The sequence below is a fragment of the Dactylosporangium sp. NPDC049140 genome (assembly GCF_040648435.1).
In genome coordinates this window covers 121,496-138,308 of the sequence record NZ_JBEZDS010000013.1, presented here as the reverse complement: position 1 = coordinate 138,308, position 16,813 = coordinate 121,496, and the positions used below count along the sequence as shown (strand labels likewise).

Sequence of the window (16,813 nt, the reverse complement as noted above, 5' to 3'; positions counted from 1 at the left end):
GCTGTTCGTGTTCGCGCTGGTCGGGACGCTGTGGGTGTCGGCTGTTCGTGTTCGCGCTGGTCGGGACGCTGTGGGTGTCGGCTGTTCGTGTTCGCGCTGGTCGGGACGCTGTGGGTGTCGGCTGTTCGTGTTCGCGCTGGTCGGGACGCTGTGGGTGTCGGCTGTTCGTGTTCGCGCCGGTCGGGCGGTCGGCGTCCGCCGCTCGTGTTCGTTCCGGCCGTGCGTTGCCGGCGGACCCCCGGCGAGGGGCTCTCTTCATACCTGGACTTTGTCCTGCCTGGTGAAGGGCAATACGGACGATCCATCAGCGATCGAGGCCGCCTCCCTCGCGCGGAGGCGTGTCACCCGTCGGCCGCGACGAAACCGGCGGCGCTGAGGTCCGCCAAATCATCTGCAGGGAGAGCCGTGAGCTGTCGGCGGCGCACCACAGGTCACCGTGTCGCGACGGACCGCGAGCTCGGCTGCAGATCCGTGCGGCGAAGCCCGACCGCGACCGCGCGGGTCGGGGCCCGCTCTTCAACCCCGACGGCGCGCAACCACGGCAACAAGTCGCGTCCGCAGACTCCCCGGACCCGGCTCAAATCATTGCTCTTCCTCCCTTAGAAATTTGAAGCTCTTCGCTCTTCGCTCTTCGGCTTGCGTCCGCACGAACGTCCGGCCGCCGTAAACCCCGGCTCGGCCACGTCTCCGGCCGGACCTACACGGGATACCGCCCAAGCGGGCAACGGCCCTTGCGGCCGATGCAGCACCATGCCGTGCCGCTCTGTCCAACCTGACGGCGACAACCCCGGCCAGGTGCGGCGAATGTTCCCCACGGCGGGCCGAGCCGGCGGCGTGTTCATTACGAGTGAATAGGTCGGCGAGGGAGGGGCGGCCGCCGCAAGAGCCTCTGGGGGAGCGCGACGGCCGCGCTCGTGGCGGTGGCGCCTGTTCAGTTGGAGCGAGGTGGCTGCGGTCAGCACCCCACCGAGGAGCAGCAAGGCGCGCGCCGCATTCGCGATGGGCGGGTTGGTCCGTTCGAGGCGGTCGCCGCGGACCGGGCCCACTCGAGCCGCGGCGGCCGCGTTCGTGGCGGTGGGTCTGTGCGAGTAGGGGGCGGTCGCCGTGGACCGGGCTTGCTCGGACCGGCGGTCACGCCTGTGGCGGTTCGCCTTGCCGTGCAGGGCTGCGGCGGCGTCGGGTTGGTTCAGTTCCAGACGATCATCGCCGACCGGGTCACGCGAGCCGTGTCGGCTGGGTTTTGTGGGCGGTCGGGCTGGTTCAGTTCCAGACGATCATCGCCGACCGGGCCACGCGAGCCGTGTCGGCTGGGTTTGTGGGCGGTCGGGCTGGTTCAGTTCGAGGCGATCGCCGCGGATCGGGCCACGTGTGCCGCGGCTGTGTCCTTGGCGGTGACGGCGGTTCGGTTCGAGGCGGCCGCCGCGGACCGGGCCCATTCGGGCCGCGGCGGCCGCGCCAAGGGGTGGGTTGGTGCCCAGTGCGCCCGCCGCTTCGTTCAGCTACCGAGCACACCGGGGGAACGCGTGGTGGGGTGGCGGCCATCGCGCCCCGGCACGATTGGGCGCGATGGCCGCCGTGGAGAGTGCTGTCCCGGCCCACCGAATCCGGGACGGCTGCTCTCCGGAGCCGCCGCTCGCTGCTGTCCCTCCCCGGAGCGCGAGCGGCGGGTGCGGCGGCGGGGCCGGGCCGTCCCGCCCCGTGCCGGGACGGCCCGAACCTCGCCGTAGCGGGAGGTGGCTTATACGACCTGGACCAGGGTGCAGACCCAGCCCAACACTCCGAAGCCGGGGCGATCGGCCTTCTCGAAGCGGACGGCCATGGCCCAGGTGGAGGCGCCGTGCTCGAGCACGACCACGCCCTCGGCGATGCCGGCCAGGGGTTCGGTCAGGAGCAGCCGGCGGATGCGCACCAGGTTGCCCTTGCGTGCCGCCTGGCCGGGGTTCATGCGGACCCTTACCGTCCGGCGCATGATCTGGTCGTTGACGTCCCCCAGCCGGTGCGGGTGGGTCAGCGGTCGGAGTTGGCTCGGCGGGCGGTACCCGTTGAGGATCTCCACGCACAGGGCCGCGAACCGCTTGGCGGCCTGGTACGACTCTGACCGCGTCCGCGGCGGCTCGACCGGAGCCGGGCGGCGAGGTTCGCGGGCGGGCTCGCGGGCCGCCGCCGTGGAGCCGGGCGGCCACTCGAATGGCAGCGGGTCCATGAAGTAGGCGGGCATGAGGACAACCGGTGCGGGCGGGGGGTCGACGATCGGCGGGTCGAGTGGCGGCGGCAGGCGCAGGATGACGGCCGACTCGCCGGTGCGTGCCGGCAGCCCGCGGACCGCGGCGCCGGGGCGCCCAGGGCCTCGAGCTCGACGGGGGCGGCCGGCCCGCTCCCCGCTCGAGATGTGGTCGATCCCGACGACCCGTTCGGCGCCCGGAGCCGGATCCGGAACGGCCTCGACTCGCGGGCCCGCCCCGCGCGGCCGCACGGTGCTGGGCTCCGGTGCGGGAGCCTTGCTGAAAGCCACGACATCACCGGGAACTTTGGCGCCGATGCTGGGCGTCCTACCGCTGCGGGTTGTCCCGCCGGTGCGAACTGTTCGAGCCGCCCGTGCCGCCCCGTCGACGTGGGCGGTGTCGGCCGTATGACCAGCGTTGTGACAGGCGTTGTCGTCGGCGTTGTGATCCGCCGCGTTGCCGGTGCGTCTTGTGGCGCCGCGCGGCCCGCGGGTCGGACGTTTGTCGGTCACCGCCGTCATGAGAAGCCCCCCGATGCTTGCGTTTGCTTTCGATTGCCTCCGGAATCTGTTGTATCGAGGGCGCGCGATGCCGTCAAGAAGGCCGGGTGGGCTTACGTTGGCCTATGGCGGGGTTTGGGGTGATTCGTCCTTTGACGCGTGGCGGATGCTCGTTGGCGATTCATGCGGTACAGCCGAAATGTCGTTTTGTTAGTAAGTCAGAAAACCGCAGGTCAATCGAGGTCGCCGGGGTCTTCCTTGTCGACCAGGGGGTTGCTGCGCACCCACTCGGCCGTTTCGGCGTACTTGCGCTCGATGTACTCCTCGAGCTTGCTCCGCTCGATGCGCCACTGGCCGCGGCCGCCGACCTTGATCGCCGGCAGCTCGCCGCTGCGCACCATGTGGTACACCTGCGAGGCCGACACGTTCAACTGCTCGGCAACGTCGGCCATGAGCAGGAATCGCGGCTCCATCGCCTCAGTTTGCCATCGTTCGTTTTCCGATGCTTACGACGATCGCGTGGAACGGCCGAGCGATCCGACACGCCCGACATGCGTGTCCAAACCCGGGCAAGGGTGTAGGACAAGAGCGTGACGACGGACCTCACGCGTGTGTACCTGCCCGCAACGCTCGCTCAGCTGGCCGTACTGCGGGAGAGTGGCGAGCTGCCGCCGCCCACGGAGGCGCACGCGGTCACGCCTTCGCTGCGGGAGTGGTACGCCGAGGGCGACGAGGAGGAGCTGGAGTACGTCGCCTTCACGCGCGCCGCGCAGAGTGCCCTGCGCATGCTGCGCCACGACGCGAAGGCGCCGCGCCGGCGGGTCGTGCTCTCGGCCGACCTGCCGGGCGCGATGGTGAAGCTGAACGGGCTCGACCTCGGCTCGAGCGAGGTCGAGATCTCCGGCCGGGTCGCGCTGAGCACCGTGGCGGCGATCCACGTGGACGGGCACGACGCCGAGGCCGACGTCGCCGCCGCGGCCGACGTGGTGGAGGAGGCCGAGGCGGGCGACCCGGACGCGCAGTTCACCGTGGACGGCGCCGAGGACCACGAGCTGGAGTGGTACGACCCGACGGAGCTGGACCAGCTGATCAGCTAGCGCGCTTGAGGGTCCGGCCGACCAGGATCATCGCCACGAACGCGCCCGCGAACAGCAGGATGAGGCCGTGGTTGACCTGCTCGGGCAGGCGGCTGGCGATGATGGCCGCGTCGAACTCGCTCTGCTTCGCGACCGCGTGCGACAGCGGCAGGCCGCCGATCCACCCGATCAGCGCCGCGCCGAGCGTGAGCAGGCCGGGGATGGCGCCGGCCAGCGGGTACGACGGCCATGGCAGCGCCATCCCGGTGCGCCGCAGGTAGCCGAAGGCCATGGCGCCGGCCGCAATGCCGCTGACGATCGACGTCGTGAGCTGGAGCCGGTACGACGCGTCGGCCATGCTCCCGACCGTCTCCTGGTTGCCGAAGAGGTCGACGAGGTCGTTCTGGAAGTACGCCACCAGGAGCCCGATCGTGGAGGCCAGCACGCCGGCCGCCGCGCCAGCCGCGACCGCGCCGACCGGCTGCGCCGCGGCGACCAGGCCGCCCAGCACCCCGGCGACGGCCACCGTGACGGCGACGTAGGCGACGGAGGGGCCGGAGTGGTACGCCGCGAGCATGCCGCCCATCGCGACCAGCCCGACGGGAAGGCCGCCGAGCCCGCCCTGCAGCAGGCGCCCGCGCACCGGCGCCTCGGCGGCGAACCGCCCGACGGCCAGCACCCCGACGGCCGCCCCGGCGATCAGCGTCGGGGCCAGGATCCCCGGCAGTACCAGCGCGGCGACCGCGGCGTCGGGGACGTGCCCGTACGCCGAGAACAACGTCAGGAACAGCAGCACGAGCGCGAACCCGGCCACGAACACCGCGCGCGCCGGCCGCCACGTCTCCACGGCCTTCTCCGCCACCTCAGCACGCTTCGCACCCACGAGCTAGGAGAGTACGCGAGCCCGCCTGTGGACCGTGCCTGTGGACAACTCCGGGCCGCCGCCGAGCGCGTGGGAGGATAGGAAAAACCTCGCCAACGCTGCCGAGACTACGTGGGAGACCCTCATGGATGCCTTGATCAACGTGCCCGAGCCCGTGAACGAGCCGGTGCACTCATACGCCCCCAACACCCCGGAGAGGGCGAGCCTGCAACGCCGCCTAGGCGAGCTGGCCGGCGAGCGACACGAGCTGACGATGACGATCGACGGCCAGCAGCGGATGGCCGCCGGTGAGCCGATCGACGTCGTGCAGCCGCACCGGCACCGCCACGTGCTCGGCGTCACGCACAACGCGACCGCCGACGACGCCGCGAAGGCGGTGGCCGCGGCCAAGCGCGCCGCCCCCGCCTGGCGGGACCTGCCCTACGCCGAGCGCGCCGCGGTGTTCCTGCGCGCGGCCGACCTGCTCAGCGGCCCGTGGCGGGACACGCTCAACGCCGCGACGATGCTCGGGCAGTCCAAGACCGCGATCCAGGCCGAGATCGACGCCGCGTGCGAGTTGATCGATTTCCTGCGCTTCAACGTGTACTTCGGGCAGAAGATCCTCGCCGACCAGCCCCGCTCCTCGGCCGGCGTGTGGAACCGCTTCGACCACCGCCCGCTGGAGGGGTTCGTCTACGCGATCACCCCGTTCAACTTCACCGCGATCGCCGGCAACCTGCCCTCCGCGCCGGCGCTGATGGGCAACACGGTGCTCTGGAAGCCCTCGCCCACCCAGCAACTGGCCGCGCACTACACGATGCGCCTGTTCGAGGCCGCGGGCCTGCCGCCCGGCGTGATCAACCTGGTCACCGGCGACGGGCTGGCCGTCTCCGAGGTCGCGCTGGCCGACGCGGACCTCGCCGGCATCCACTTCACCGGCTCGACCGCGGTGTTCCGCTTGCTCAACCGGACCGTGGCCGAGAACGTGTACCGCAGCTACCCGCGCGTCGTCGGCGAGACCGGCGGCAAGGACTTCGTGATCGCCCACCCGTCGGCCGACCCGGCCGCGCTGAGCACGGCGCTGGTGCGGGGCGCGTTCGAGTACCAGGGGCAGAAGTGCTCGGCGGCGTCGCGTGCCTACGTCCCGGCCAGCCTGTGGTCGCAGATCAAGGACGAGCTCGTGGCGACCACGGACGCCCTCGCCTACGGCGACGTCACCGACTTCACCAACTTCGGCGGTGCGGTGATCGACCGGCGCGCCTTCGACCGGCACGCCGCGGCGCTCGACCGGATCAAGAACTCGTCCTCGTGCACGGTGGTCGCCGGCGGCACCGCCGACGACGCCGAGGGCTACTTCGTCCGCCCGACGATCGTCGAGTGCACCGATCCGGAGCACGAGGTGTTCACGACCGAGTACTTCGGGCCGATCCTCGCCGTGCACGTCTTCGCCGACGCGGACTACGACGCCGTCGTGACCCAGGCCGAGTCCGCGGCCCCCTACGCGCTCACGGGCTCGATCTTCGCCACCGACCGCCAGGTCGTCGAGCGCGCCATGCACGAGCTGCGCTTCGCGGCGGGCAACTTCTACATCAACGACAAGCCGACCGGCGCCGTGGTGGGCCAGCAGCCGTTCGGCGGGGGCCGCGCCTCGGGCACCAACGACAAGGCCGGTTCGTGGCACAACCTGCTGCGCTGGACGTCGCCACGCACGATCAAGGAGACCTTCGTTCCGCCGACCGACCACCGTTACCCGCACATGGGCTGACGGCACGCCGGGCCGAACCGCGGATCTCGGTTCGGCCCACCGGCGGCGCGGCCGTGCTCGGGGCCGAGCTACGCCTGGGCGGTGGATGGTCGCTGCCCACGTCGCACTGGTCAACGCCGGGAGCGCCGCTGACGGCGAGGGACAGGTCAGCGGCTTGATCCGGCGTGGCGAGCCCGGGGCCGTCGGCCCAGTGGGTGGCGTGTCTCGCGCGATCGGGCGGGATCGAGCGCACGGTGTGGTCGCCGTCGACGGTGGCACGGGTCAGGTCGGTGGCGTGGGCGGGCCGCGGCGACGATCTTGTCGAGGGTGTAAGCATGGTCGCTGTCGGCGGGTCGATGGCCGCCGTCCATGTTGCCGGCGGCCGCACTGATCGACGCCAGGAGGCGCCCTGTCGGCGAGGGATGAAGTCGGCGGCTCAGTGGCGGCGTTACCCGTTCGGTCGGGCGGCGCCGAGCGTTCGGTGTGGTCGCCGTCGGCGGTGGCAAGGGTGAGGTCAGTGGCGTGGGCGGGCTACGGCGACGATCTTGTCGTGGGCGTGGGCGTGGGCGTGGGCGTGGGCATGGGCATGGGCATGGGAGATGGCCGCTGCCCACGGCGCACGTCGCCGGCGGCCGCACTGATCGACGCCTCGGGGAGCCCGCCGTTGGCGACGGACAAGATGGCGTGACGCGGCCGGGTCGTCGGCGCAGTGGTGGCTTGTGCCGTGCGGTCAGGGAGCACCCGAGCGCACGGCGTGGTTGGTATGGGTGGGATCAGTGGCGAGGGCGGGCCACGGCGACGATCTTGTCCAGGGTGAAGGCACGGTCGTCTCGGCGTAGGCGGCACCAGGCCTCGATCACCGTTCCGGCCAGTTCGGCGTTTTCGATTACGCGTTCCGAGGCTCGGCCGTTCGCGTCCACGTAGCGGATCCACACCGGGGTGCCGTGCTCCACGGCGTCGGCCAGGAGCTGGGCCTGTTCCGGGCGGAGCTGCGGGGCGCGGCGGCGGATCTGCTCCACGGGGGTGGCGTCGCGCTGGGCCGGGATGGTCAAGCGGCGCGCCAGCTCCGCCGGGTCCACGGTGAGCGGGCGGCGGGTGGTGGGTGCCGGAGGGGCGGGGCGGGGGGCGGGGGCGGCCCGGCGTATCTGCACCTGCGGGCCCTCGCGCTCGGGGCGGAAGCCCGCGGCGCGGAGGGCGGCCACGGTGTCCGCGGCGGAGTCCCGGGAGATGGCGACCGTCGGGGCGAGGCGGGTCAGGTCGAGCGCGGACACAGCGTCGTCGAGCAGGGCCGGGTCCGCGGCGACGATCACGGTCACGCCGGAGTGGATTCGCAGCGACGGGGCGGGCAGGAGGCGGGCGGCGACCTCCGCCACCGAGCGGCCGTCGGCCAGCGCGCGGCCGAGCGGGCTGATGGCGAACGTGTCCGGCTCGGTCATCACGCAGACGCCGAGCAGCGTCGCCTCGGCCACCAGGCCGCTCACGACGTCGTCCAGGGCGGGCTCCGCGCGCGCCGGCAGGGGCGCGGTCCAGCGCACGAGCGGCACGAGGGAGTCGATGTCGTGTACGGCGGTGTCGGGCGGCAGGTCGTGCAGGACCCGGACCACGACGCGGCGCAGCGGGAGACCGGACCACCAGCCCGAGAGCAGCCGGGCCAGGCGCTCGCCCGGCTCCGCGGCCATCCAGGCGGTCGCGGCGGTCGTCGGCTCCAGGTGGGCGCCGTCCGGGGCCAGGAGACCGGCCTGGAGTACGACATCAGCGAAATGCGCGACGAGCGGCTCGTCCAGGCCGAGAAGGCCGGCCAGCCGGGTGTGCTCGCGCGCCGCCACGCCGCCGTTGCGCTGGCGGGCCAGGGGGTGCTCGGCGGCCTCGTCCAGCAGGGCGGCCGCGTGCTGCAGGAGGGCGTCGGCCGACTCGCCGGCGGCGGTGCGGATGGCGCCGCGGTCGGCGGGGATCAGGGCGGGCGCGGGCGGTACCGGATCGAAGGAACCGTCCGAGACGCCGTCGACACCGAGGAACCACAGGTCGGAGCCGTCGGGCCAGACGAGGGCCCGCTGGCTCAGGACGCGCAGGGTGGCATCGAGCTCCGTGTCGTCGGGGGTGCGGCCGAGGAAGTCGGCGAGGCGGGCGCGCGGGACCGGGGGCTCGCCGAGTTGGGCCAGGGCCTCGATGACCTGCAGCGCCGGCAGCGGCAGGGTGGCGACGACGTCGGCGATGGCGGTACGCGTGGACAGGCGCGCGGCGAGCGCGGTGAGGTCGCCGGGTGACGGGGCGGTCAGCGCGTCGGGGCGGCGGCGGAGCACCTCGCCGAGCTCCCGAGCCTCGAGATCCTGGAGCCAGCGGACCAGTGCGCCTCTCGTCACGACAGGTGACCTTATAGCGTGGGCCGGTGACCAACGAATCCGCCGGCAGCGCGGCCGGCAACTGGACCGATGCGCATTTCGGGGAGCAGGGCGGGCGCCTCACGTACGGTGACTACCTGCACCTGCCGGGCCTGCTCGAGTCCCAGGTGCCGGAGTCCAGCCCGCCCGCGCACGACGAGCTGCTCTTCATCACCATTCATCAGGTGTACGAGCTGTGGTTCAAGCTGGTGCTCCACGAGCTCACGGACGCGCGGGACCGGTTGCTGGCCGGGGAGACATACCTGCCGCGGGTGCGGCTCGAACGATGCCTGTCGATCCAGCGGGTGCTGGTGAGCCAGGTCGACATCATCGACACCATGACCCCGCAGGACTTCCTGCGCTTCCGCAACAAGCTGTCCCCGGCCTCGGGGTTCCAGTCGGGGCAGTTCCGCGAGATCGAGTTCCTGTCGGGGCTCAAGGACCCGACGTACCTCAAGCGCTTCCGCGGCCTGTCCGACTCCGAGCGCACCCGGCTGGAGCGGCGGCTGGCCGAGCCGAGCCTGTGGGAGGCGTTCCTGACCATGCTCGGCAAGCAGGGCTTCGCGGTGTCCACTGCGGACGAACGGTTCGAGTCGCTGCTGTCGATCTCGCGCGACCGGGAGCGGTACGGCCGGCTGTGGGACCTCGCCGAGGCGATGCTCGCCCACGACCAGGCCTGGTCGCTCTGGCGGGCGCGGCACGTGCTCATGGCCGAGCGGCAGATCGGGACCAAGGCCGGCACCGGCGGCAGCGCCGGCGGGGCGTACCTGCGCTCCCGCGTCGAGCTGCGGTTCTACCCCGAACTGTGGGAGCTGCGCAGCCTGATGTGACGGACTCCCCGGTTCGTGCCATCGACCCCCCGGGGGAGCCGCGGCGTGGCGGTACTCGCCTACCGTCACGGGTGAGGGGGAGGGGCGTGCGATGAAGACGGTCACCGGCGCGAAGACGATCCTGGGCAACCGCTACCGGCTCGAGTCGGAGGTGGCCCGGGGGGCGATCGGCGCGGTCTGGCGCGCGTACGACACGCAGGCGAGCGAGTGGGTCGCGGTCAAGGTGCTGCGGCCCGAGGCCGCCGACGTGCCCGAGCTCAAGGACGGGTTCCTCGGCGAGGCCGAGCTGCTCGCCGGGCTGGACCACCCGTCCGTCATCCGGGTCAAGAACCTCATCAGCGAGAAGCGCGTGATGGCGATCGCCATGGAGCTCGTCACCGGGCCCGACCTGCGCCGGCGGCTGCGTGCCGAGGGGCCGTTGCCGCCCGCGGTCGCGGCCGAGGTGGTCGCGCAGGTGGCCGACGCGCTGGCGTACGTGCACGCCAACAATATCGTCCACGGCGACGTGAAGCCCGGCAACCTGCTCGTGCCCACCGACGGCGGGCCGGTGCGCCTCGCCGACTTCGGTGTCGCGCGCCGGCTGGACCGCCCGGCCGGGCCGACGCACGCCACGCCCGAGTACGTGGCGCCCGAGGTCGTGGCCGGCGACTCGCCGAGCCCGGCCGCCGACGTCTACGCGCTCGGCGTCGTGCTCTTCGAGCTCATCTGCGGCCGCAGCCCGTACCGCGGCGGCTCGCCCAACGAGGTGCTGCGCCGCCACGCCGACTGCGTGCCGGTGCCCCCGCCCGGGATGCCGGCCGCGCTGTGGCCGGTGATCGAGGTGTGCATGGAGCTCGACCCGCGCATGCGGCCGACGGCGGCCTCGATCGTCGGGCGCCTGCGCGCGGCCGAGGGGGCCCTCGACGGCTTCGAGCCGCTGCCCCGCCTGCCCGCCGAGGCGGTCACGTTCTGGCAGCGCTCGGCCGAGCTGACCGCGCCGGTGCAGGCGCCGGTCCGCCGCGTCGACTGGGTGCCGCTGCCGACGGCCCCGACCTCGCCGGCCGCCGCGTCCGCGGCGCTGATGATGGCGGTGCCGATCGACGAGCTGCCCACCGAGCCCCACGGCGTCGCCGATGTTCCCACTGCGCTGCTTCCTTCAGTTGTACCGGTTGAAGAGCCTCCCGTCCCGCCCGCTCCGGCAGGTGAAGAGTCTTCGGATTCATCCCCGGCCGCCGACGCGGACCCGGCGGCCGACGTGAGCCCGGCGGCCGGCCCGGCACCGGCGCCCGACGTGCGCCCGGTGCTCGACGCGGCGCCGGCGGCCGGTGCGGTCCCGGCGGCCGACGCCGACCCGACGGTCGTCGCGATCCCGACGGCTGCCGGTGCGGTCCCGGCGACCGGCCCGGTCCCGATGGGCGACGCCGACCCGACGGCCGACGTCGATCCCGCGGCCCAGGCCGTTGCGGCCGGCGCGCCGCTGTGGGCCGGTCCCGGCGCCCCGGAGATGGTCATCCCGCCGCAGCGGTCCTCGTCCCCGGACGAGCCGCCCACCGAGCTGCGCTTCACCCCCGAGCCCGCCGAGCTGCGCTTCGAAGCCGCCCCGCCACCCGCCGGGCTGGGCTTCGGGCCCGCCCCGGCCCCCGCCGGGCTGGGCTTCGGGCCCGCCCCGCAGGAGGCGGTCACCGCGCCGACCGAGATCGTCTCCGCGCCCGAGCCGCCGACCGCCATCGTCGCCCCGGCCCCGCCGGTCGCCCTGTTTGCCCAGGAACCTCCCGTTCGTCCGGTCGCCGCGACCCCGGAGGAGACGGCCGACCGCCTGTTCGAGGAGTTCGGCGACACCGGCGAGCCGGGCACGTCCGGCGCGCGCCGGCGGCAGCGCCGCGTCCTCGCCGCGATCGGCGGTGGCCTCCTGCTGATCGTCATCCTGGCGGTTGGCGCGCTGCTCTTGACCGGCGGGACCCAGAAATCGGACAATACGGGCGATAAGAGGGTCGACGCCACGACGCCGGCCCCGGCTGCGTCGGGTACGGCCGGCGCCGCGCCCGCGGTGAGCGACACGCCGGGGGAGAGCCCGGCCGCGACCGACCCGGGCCAGACCGCCGACCCGGGCGGGGGCGAGCAGAAGCCGACGAAGAAGCCGGCCACGCCCGGCCCGACGAAGACCGGACTGCCCGGTATCGGCGACCCGATGCCGTCGTTCCCGGCCATGCCGTCGATGCCCGCGTTCCCGACGTTCAAGTAGAAGACGTCCCCCGTACGGCTGTCCTAACTCGACAGTCGCAGCGCGACAGTTCACAGTGGATATGCCGAAATGCTGGACTGCGCTGGCGAAAGATGGCAGCGTGGGGCCTATGGCGGATTCTGGAGTCAACGCGACCGCGGCGGCCCTGCTGGGCCTGTTGCACGAGGGGCCGATGACGGGCGGCCAGTTGATGGCGGCCGCGCAGCGCCGGCTCGGGCCGTACTGGTCGATGACGCGCAGCCAGGTCTACCGTGAGTTGCCCGCCCTCGCCGAGTCCGGCTACGTCAAGCTCGGCAAGCCCGGCGCGCGCTCCAGCCAGCCGTACGCGATCACGCCGGCGGGCAAGCGCGCCTTCGCCCGGTGGCTCTCCGAGCCGGCCGGCCGCGAGGCGCTGCGCAACCCGGTCGCGCTGCGCGTCGCGTTCGGCGCCCAGCAATCGGCCGGGCAACTGCAGGACGTCTATGCGCAGGCGGCCGAGCACCACAATGTGGCGCTGACCGAGGCGCGGGAAATGGCGAAGGAGGCCAAGAAGTCGGGCGACGACTTCTTCGCCGCGTCGCTGGAGTTCGCGGTCGGATATCACAAGGCCGCACTCACCTGGCTCAAGAGCGCGCCGGGCAAATAGCGGGGGACGCCTCGGCGTACTCTTGGTGCGTGACTGCTCTGGACCACGCCGAATCCCTCAAGAGCCTCGACGGCACTCTGCGCAACATCGAGGCGGTGCTCGACCTCGGGCGCATGCGCAGGGAGAAGGCCGTGCTCGAGGAGCAGGCGTCGGCTCCCAATCTGTGGGACGACCAGGTCGCGGCGCAGAAGGTGACCTCCCGCCTGTCCTACGTCCAGGGCGAGCTCAACCGGCTCGAGTCGCTGCGCTCGCGGCTGGACGACGCCCAGGTTCTGCTCGAGCTCTCCGAGGCCGAGGGGGACACCTCCTCGCTCGGCGACGTCGGCGACGAGATCGCCGTGCTGACGAAGTCGATCCAGGAGCTCGAGGTCCGCACCCTGCTGTCCGGGGAGTACGACGCCCGAGAGGCGCTCGTGACGATCCGCGCCGGCGCCGGCGGGGTCGACGCGGCCGACTTCGCCGACATGCTCCTGCGGATGTACCTGCGGTGGGCGGAGCGGCACGGCTACGACACCGACGTCTACGACACGTCCTACGCCGAGGAGGCCGGCATCAAGTCGGCGACCTTCGCGGTCAAGGCGCCGTATGCGTACGGAACCCTGTCCGTGGAGTCGGGGACCCACCGGCTGGTGCGGATCAGCCCCTTCGACAACCAGGGCCGCCGCCAGACGTCGTTCGCGGCGCTGGAGGTCGTGCCGGTCGTCGAGCAGACCGACGAGGTCGAGATCCCCGACGATGAACTGCGCGTCGACGTGTACCGCTCCAGCGGCCCCGGCGGCCAGGGCGTCAACACCACCGACTCGGCGGTGCGCCTGACCCACATCCCGACCGGCATCGTCGTGTCGTGCCAGAACGAGCGCTCGCAGATCCAGAACAAGGCGACCGCCATGGGCGTGCTCAAGGCGAAGCTGCTGGCCGTCAAGCGGGCCGAGGAGGCCGCGAAGATGGACGCCCTGCGGGGCGACGTGGCCGGCTCCTGGGGCGACCAGATGCGCTCCTACGTCCTGCACCCGTACCAGATGGTCAAGGATCTTCGCACCGAGCACGAGACGGGCAATCCGGTCGCGGTCTTCGATGGCGACCTCGACGGGTTCATCGACGCCGGGATCCGGTGGCGCAAACAGCGCGAGCTCGACCCCGCGTCCTAAACGTTGATCTCTTCGGAGTCCGTCAATCACGCACCGTGAAGTGCGACGTCCGCAGCAAAGTGTTGCGTACGTCACACTTAAGGGCGGAATCAAGCGCTGTCCTGCTGTTCACGTCCCCGGTTCGGGTTCGCATTCCTGGCAAAACACACATGACGCACCGCGTGTACTTGGCCCGCTTGTCACACCGCGTAGACTCACCTCCCGTGATTCGGCTTGACCACGTGACGAAGACGTATCCGAAGGCGTCTCGCCCTTCCCTTGACGATGTTTCCGTCAACATCGAGAAGGGCGAGTTCGTCTTCTTCATCGGTCCCTCGGGCTCAGGCAAGTCCACGATCATCAAGCTGCTGCTGCACGAGGTCACCCCGAACCGGGGCAAGGTCGTCGTGAACGAGCGCGACGTGACGTCGATGCGCTCGTGGCGGATCCCGGCCTTCCGGCGGCAGATCGGCTGCGTGTTCCAGGACTTCCGGCTCCTGCCGAACCGCACCGCCTACGAGAACGTGGCCTTCGCCCTCGAGGTGATCGGCAAGTCGAAGGGCGTCGCCCGCCGCGTCGTCCCCGAGGTGCTCGAGCTCGTCGGCCTCGGCGGCAAGGAGCACCGCTACCCCCACGAGCTGTCCGGTGGCGAGCAGCAGCGCGTCGCCGTGGCCCGGGCGTTCGTCAACCGGCCCCTGATCCTGCTGGCCGACGAGCCCACCGGAAACCTCGACCCGGACACGTCGATCGAGATCATGCGCCTGCTCGACCGGATCAACCGCACCGGCACGACGGTCGTCATGGTCACCCACGACTCCAACATCGTGAACCAGATGCGCCGCCGGGTCGTGGAGATCGAAAGTGGCCGGATCGTGCGGGACCAGCCCCGCGGTGTCTACGGCTGACCCCCAGCCCTAGTCCGCACCGCCCCCCGTCCTCCTGCTGGGCCCGCTGGGAAGGAACCCCCACCCGATGCGCGTGAGATACGTCCTGTCCGAAGTCCTGACCGGGCTCTGGCGCAACGTCACGATGACGGTCGCGATGATCATCACGATGACCGTGTCGCTGACGATGCTCGGCGCGAGCCTTCTGCTGTTCTTCCAGGTCGGCAAGATGGAAGACTTCTTCTACCAGCGGGTGGAGGTCTCCGTCTTCCTCAAGGCCGACGTCTCCGACGACCAGCGCAGCAGCATCGAGAGCGCGCTGAAGTCGAACGGCCTGGTCAAGTCCTACGAGCACGAGACCAAGGACGCCGCCTGGAAGCGATTCCAGGAGCAGTTCAAGGACGCGCCCGACCTGGTCGCCGCGACCAAGCCGGAGTCGCTGCCCGAGTCCTTCCGGATCAAGCTGAAGGACCCGAACAAGGTCCAGGAGTTCAGCGACCAGTTCCGCACCCAGGAGGGCGTCAGCGACATCATCGACCAGAAGCAGCTGCTGAAACGGGTCTTCGACCTGCTCGGCGCGCTGCAGACCCTGGCGCTGACCGTCGCCGTCGTCCAGGGCGCGGCCGCGCTGCTCCTGGTGGCCAACACGATCCAGGTCGCGGCGTACAGCAAGCGCCGTGAGGTCGCGGTCATGAAGCTGGTCGGCGCCTCGAACTGGTTCATCCAGATGCCGTTCGTCCTGGAGGCGGTCTTCGCCGGCCTGATCGGCGCCATCTTCGCCTTCGGCGCCCTGGTCGCGGCCAAGGTCTTCTTCATCGACGGCTCGCTCAAGGCCCTGACCACGGTGCTCCTACCCGTGGACTGGGGCAACGTGTGGGTCATGCTGCCGGTCCTGTGCGGCGCCGGCGGTCTCGTCAGTGCCGTCACGGCCTGGGTCACCCTGCGCTTCTACGTGCGCGTCTGACCCACCCGTCCGGCCGGGCCTTCGAGGGCGGATCCCCACTGCGGGGGTCCGCCCTCGCCGCATCCGCTGATTCGCGCTGGAGGCGGCGACCGACAAGGCCCGGCAGGCCGCGGCCGACCACGATCGCGCCCAGGCGGCGCTGCCGGGCGCGCAGCAGGGCCTGGCCGAGGCCAGGGGGTGCGTGATCGCGGCGGATGCGGCAGTACGGCTGGCCGAGCGCGACCGCGCCGGCGCCGGCGCCGACGCGCAGGTCGCCGACGCCGCGTACGCCCAGGCCAAGCGGGACGTCGACCAGGCCCGCCGGGACGTGTCCGTGTTCGTGACGGCCGCGTACAAGGGCGGCGGCTTCGCCATGTTCAACTCGGTCCTCGACTCCGGGGGCCCGAACGACCTGGCGCTGCGCATTGAGTACCTCAACCACATTGCCCAGGAGAACCAGGCGGCCGTGGACGAGCTCACCGCGGCCCGGATGTACGCCAAGCAGTGCAGCGACACCTCGCTCCTGGCGCTGCGCCGGGCCCGGGACGCCGCCGACGCCGCCCGGCGCAGCCTTGCCACGAGCCAGGCCGCCCAGGCCGGCGCCGAGCAGGCCGCGGCCGACGTACAGGCGCTGCTCGACCGCAGCGCCCAGGCCGAGGCGACCGCCGGCCAGGAGCGCGGCGCGGTGCTCGCGCGCTACGAGGAAATGAAGGCCGACAGCGACAAGGTCGCCGAGCAGTTGCGGGCCGAGGCGCAGGCGGAGTCCCCCGAAATGTCCGGCGCTGGCACGCCGGACATTTCTGATTTATCGCCCGGCGGGGTATACGGGGCGTTCGACCGGTCTCGGTCGTTGGCGTTAATGGTCTTGCTCGGCGCGCTACGCTTCTCTTCGATCGAGAGACTCAGGAGGGGTCGATGCCGCGCGAAAAAGGGCGCAAGCTCATCGCGTCCAACCGGAAGGCGCGTCACGACTACGAGATCCTCGAGGAGTTCGAGGCCGGGATCGCCCTGACGGGGACCGAGGTCAAGTCGCTGCGCGTCGGGCGGTGCTCGCTCGTCGACGCGTTCGGGCAGATCTCCGACGGCGAGGTCTTCCTGCACGCGATGCACATCCCTGAGTACACGATGGGCACCTGGACCAACCACCCGCCCCGCCGTGTCCGGAAACTGCTGCTGAAGCGGCAGGAAATCGAGCGCATCGGCACCAAGGTCCGGGAAAGCGGGCTGACCCTCGTGCCACTGTCGGTGTACTTCTCCGACGGATGGGCGAAGGTCGAGATCGCGCTGGCGCGGGGCAAGAAGTCGTACGACAAGCGCCAGACGCTGGCCAAGCGCGACGCCGACCGCGAGATCGCCCGCGTCATGGGCCGCCGGGGCAAGGGCAACGCAGAGTAAAAACAC

At 71.7% G+C, this 16,813-nt stretch carries 15 protein-coding genes; 11 read left to right on the top strand and 4 right to left on the bottom strand.

All coding sequences use genetic code 11. The annotated features are described in order from the left end of the window. Positions 1-1,738 precede the first annotated feature (1,738 nt). Together AB0B76_RS22795 and AB0B76_RS22790 are read right to left on the bottom strand one after the other, a co-directional pair. Positions 1,739-2,512, bottom strand: a complete 774-nt coding sequence (locus AB0B76_RS22795) for an Rv3235 family protein (RefSeq protein ID WP_360378368.1) — start codon at positions 2,510-2,512, stop codon at positions 1,739-1,741. A gap of 443 nt (positions 2,513-2,955) precedes the next feature. Further along, a complete protein-coding gene (locus tag AB0B76_RS22790) occupies positions 2,956-3,195 on the bottom strand; it encodes a helix-turn-helix domain-containing protein (RefSeq protein ID WP_360378365.1) in 240 nt (79 codons plus the stop codon). 117 nt (positions 3,196-3,312) lie between these two features. On the opposite strand from AB0B76_RS22790, the gene AB0B76_RS22785 reads away from it, so the two are divergent. Then, the gene (locus tag AB0B76_RS22785; protein ID WP_360378362.1) at positions 3,313-3,819 is read left to right on the top strand and encodes a hypothetical protein; all 507 of its coding nucleotides are present in this window, start codon (positions 3,313-3,315) and stop codon (positions 3,817-3,819) included. Here AB0B76_RS22785 and AB0B76_RS22780 read toward each other — a convergent pair. Beyond that, on the bottom strand, positions 3,812-4,681 hold the full coding sequence (locus AB0B76_RS22780; protein ID WP_360378359.1) for a hypothetical protein: 870 nt from the start codon (positions 4,679-4,681) through the stop codon (positions 3,812-3,814). The two genes, AB0B76_RS22785 and AB0B76_RS22780, sit on opposite strands and share 8 nt — an antisense overlap. Positions 4,682-4,805: 124 nt before the next feature. Between AB0B76_RS22780 and pruA the strand changes: the two genes are divergently transcribed. Both pruA and AB0B76_RS22770 read left to right on the top strand, forming a co-directional pair. Next, the gene (gene pruA, locus AB0B76_RS22775; RefSeq protein ID WP_360378357.1) at positions 4,806-6,425 is read left to right on the top strand and encodes an L-glutamate gamma-semialdehyde dehydrogenase; all 1,620 of its coding nucleotides are present in this window, start codon (positions 4,806-4,808) and stop codon (positions 6,423-6,425) included. A 487-nt stretch (positions 6,426-6,912) separates the two neighbouring features. Further along, entirely contained in the window at positions 6,913-7,092 is a 180-nt protein-coding gene (locus AB0B76_RS22770) for a hypothetical protein (protein WP_360378355.1), read from the top strand. 85 nt (positions 7,093-7,177) lie between these two features. Here the strand turns inward: AB0B76_RS22770 and AB0B76_RS22765 are convergent, their stop codons facing one another. Beyond that, the gene (locus AB0B76_RS22765; protein ID WP_360378352.1) at positions 7,178-8,764 is read right to left on the bottom strand and encodes a hypothetical protein; all 1,587 of its coding nucleotides are present in this window, start codon (positions 8,762-8,764) and stop codon (positions 7,178-7,180) included. Between the two features lie 26 nt (positions 8,765-8,790). Between AB0B76_RS22765 and AB0B76_RS22760 the strand changes: the two genes are divergently transcribed. From AB0B76_RS22760 to smpB, 8 genes are all read left to right on the top strand, one after another. Next, positions 8,791-9,612, top strand: coding sequence for a tryptophan 2,3-dioxygenase family protein (locus tag AB0B76_RS22760; RefSeq protein ID WP_360378349.1), 822 nt, complete (start codon positions 8,791-8,793; stop codon positions 9,610-9,612). 91 nt (positions 9,613-9,703) lie between these two features. Then, entirely contained in the window at positions 9,704-11,833 is a 2,130-nt protein-coding gene (locus AB0B76_RS22755) for a protein kinase (RefSeq protein ID WP_360378346.1), read from the top strand. Positions 11,834-11,942: 109 nt separating this feature from the next. Then, positions 11,943-12,458 carry a PadR family transcriptional regulator gene (locus AB0B76_RS22750; protein WP_360378344.1) on the top strand — a complete coding sequence of 172 codons (516 nt, stop codon included), beginning with the start codon at positions 11,943-11,945 and terminating at the stop codon, positions 12,456-12,458. A 29-nt stretch (positions 12,459-12,487) separates the two neighbouring features. After that, the gene (prfB, locus tag AB0B76_RS22745; RefSeq protein WP_360378341.1) at positions 12,488-13,606 is read left to right on the top strand and encodes a peptide chain release factor 2; all 1,119 of its coding nucleotides are present in this window, start codon (positions 12,488-12,490) and stop codon (positions 13,604-13,606) included. Between the two features lie 203 nt (positions 13,607-13,809). After that, a complete protein-coding gene (gene ftsE / locus AB0B76_RS22740; RefSeq protein ID WP_190251422.1) occupies positions 13,810-14,490 on the top strand; it encodes a cell division ATP-binding protein FtsE in 681 nt (226 codons plus the stop codon). 67 nt (positions 14,491-14,557) lie between these two features. Further along, positions 14,558-15,433 carry a permease-like cell division protein FtsX gene (gene ftsX, locus AB0B76_RS22735; protein ID WP_360378338.1) on the top strand — a complete coding sequence of 292 codons (876 nt, stop codon included), beginning with the start codon at positions 14,558-14,560 and terminating at the stop codon, positions 15,431-15,433. A 181-nt stretch (positions 15,434-15,614) separates the two neighbouring features. After that, complete coding sequence (locus AB0B76_RS22730; protein WP_360378335.1) at positions 15,615-16,424, top strand: hypothetical protein; 810 nt, start codon at positions 15,615-15,617, stop codon at positions 16,422-16,424. Next, positions 16,328-16,807: an SsrA-binding protein SmpB gene (smpB, locus tag AB0B76_RS22725; RefSeq protein WP_360378332.1), complete on the top strand. Its 480-nt coding sequence runs from the start codon at positions 16,328-16,330 to the stop codon at positions 16,805-16,807. The genes AB0B76_RS22730 and smpB overlap by 97 nt, the downstream gene beginning before the upstream one ends. Positions 16,808-16,813 lie beyond the last annotated feature (6 nt).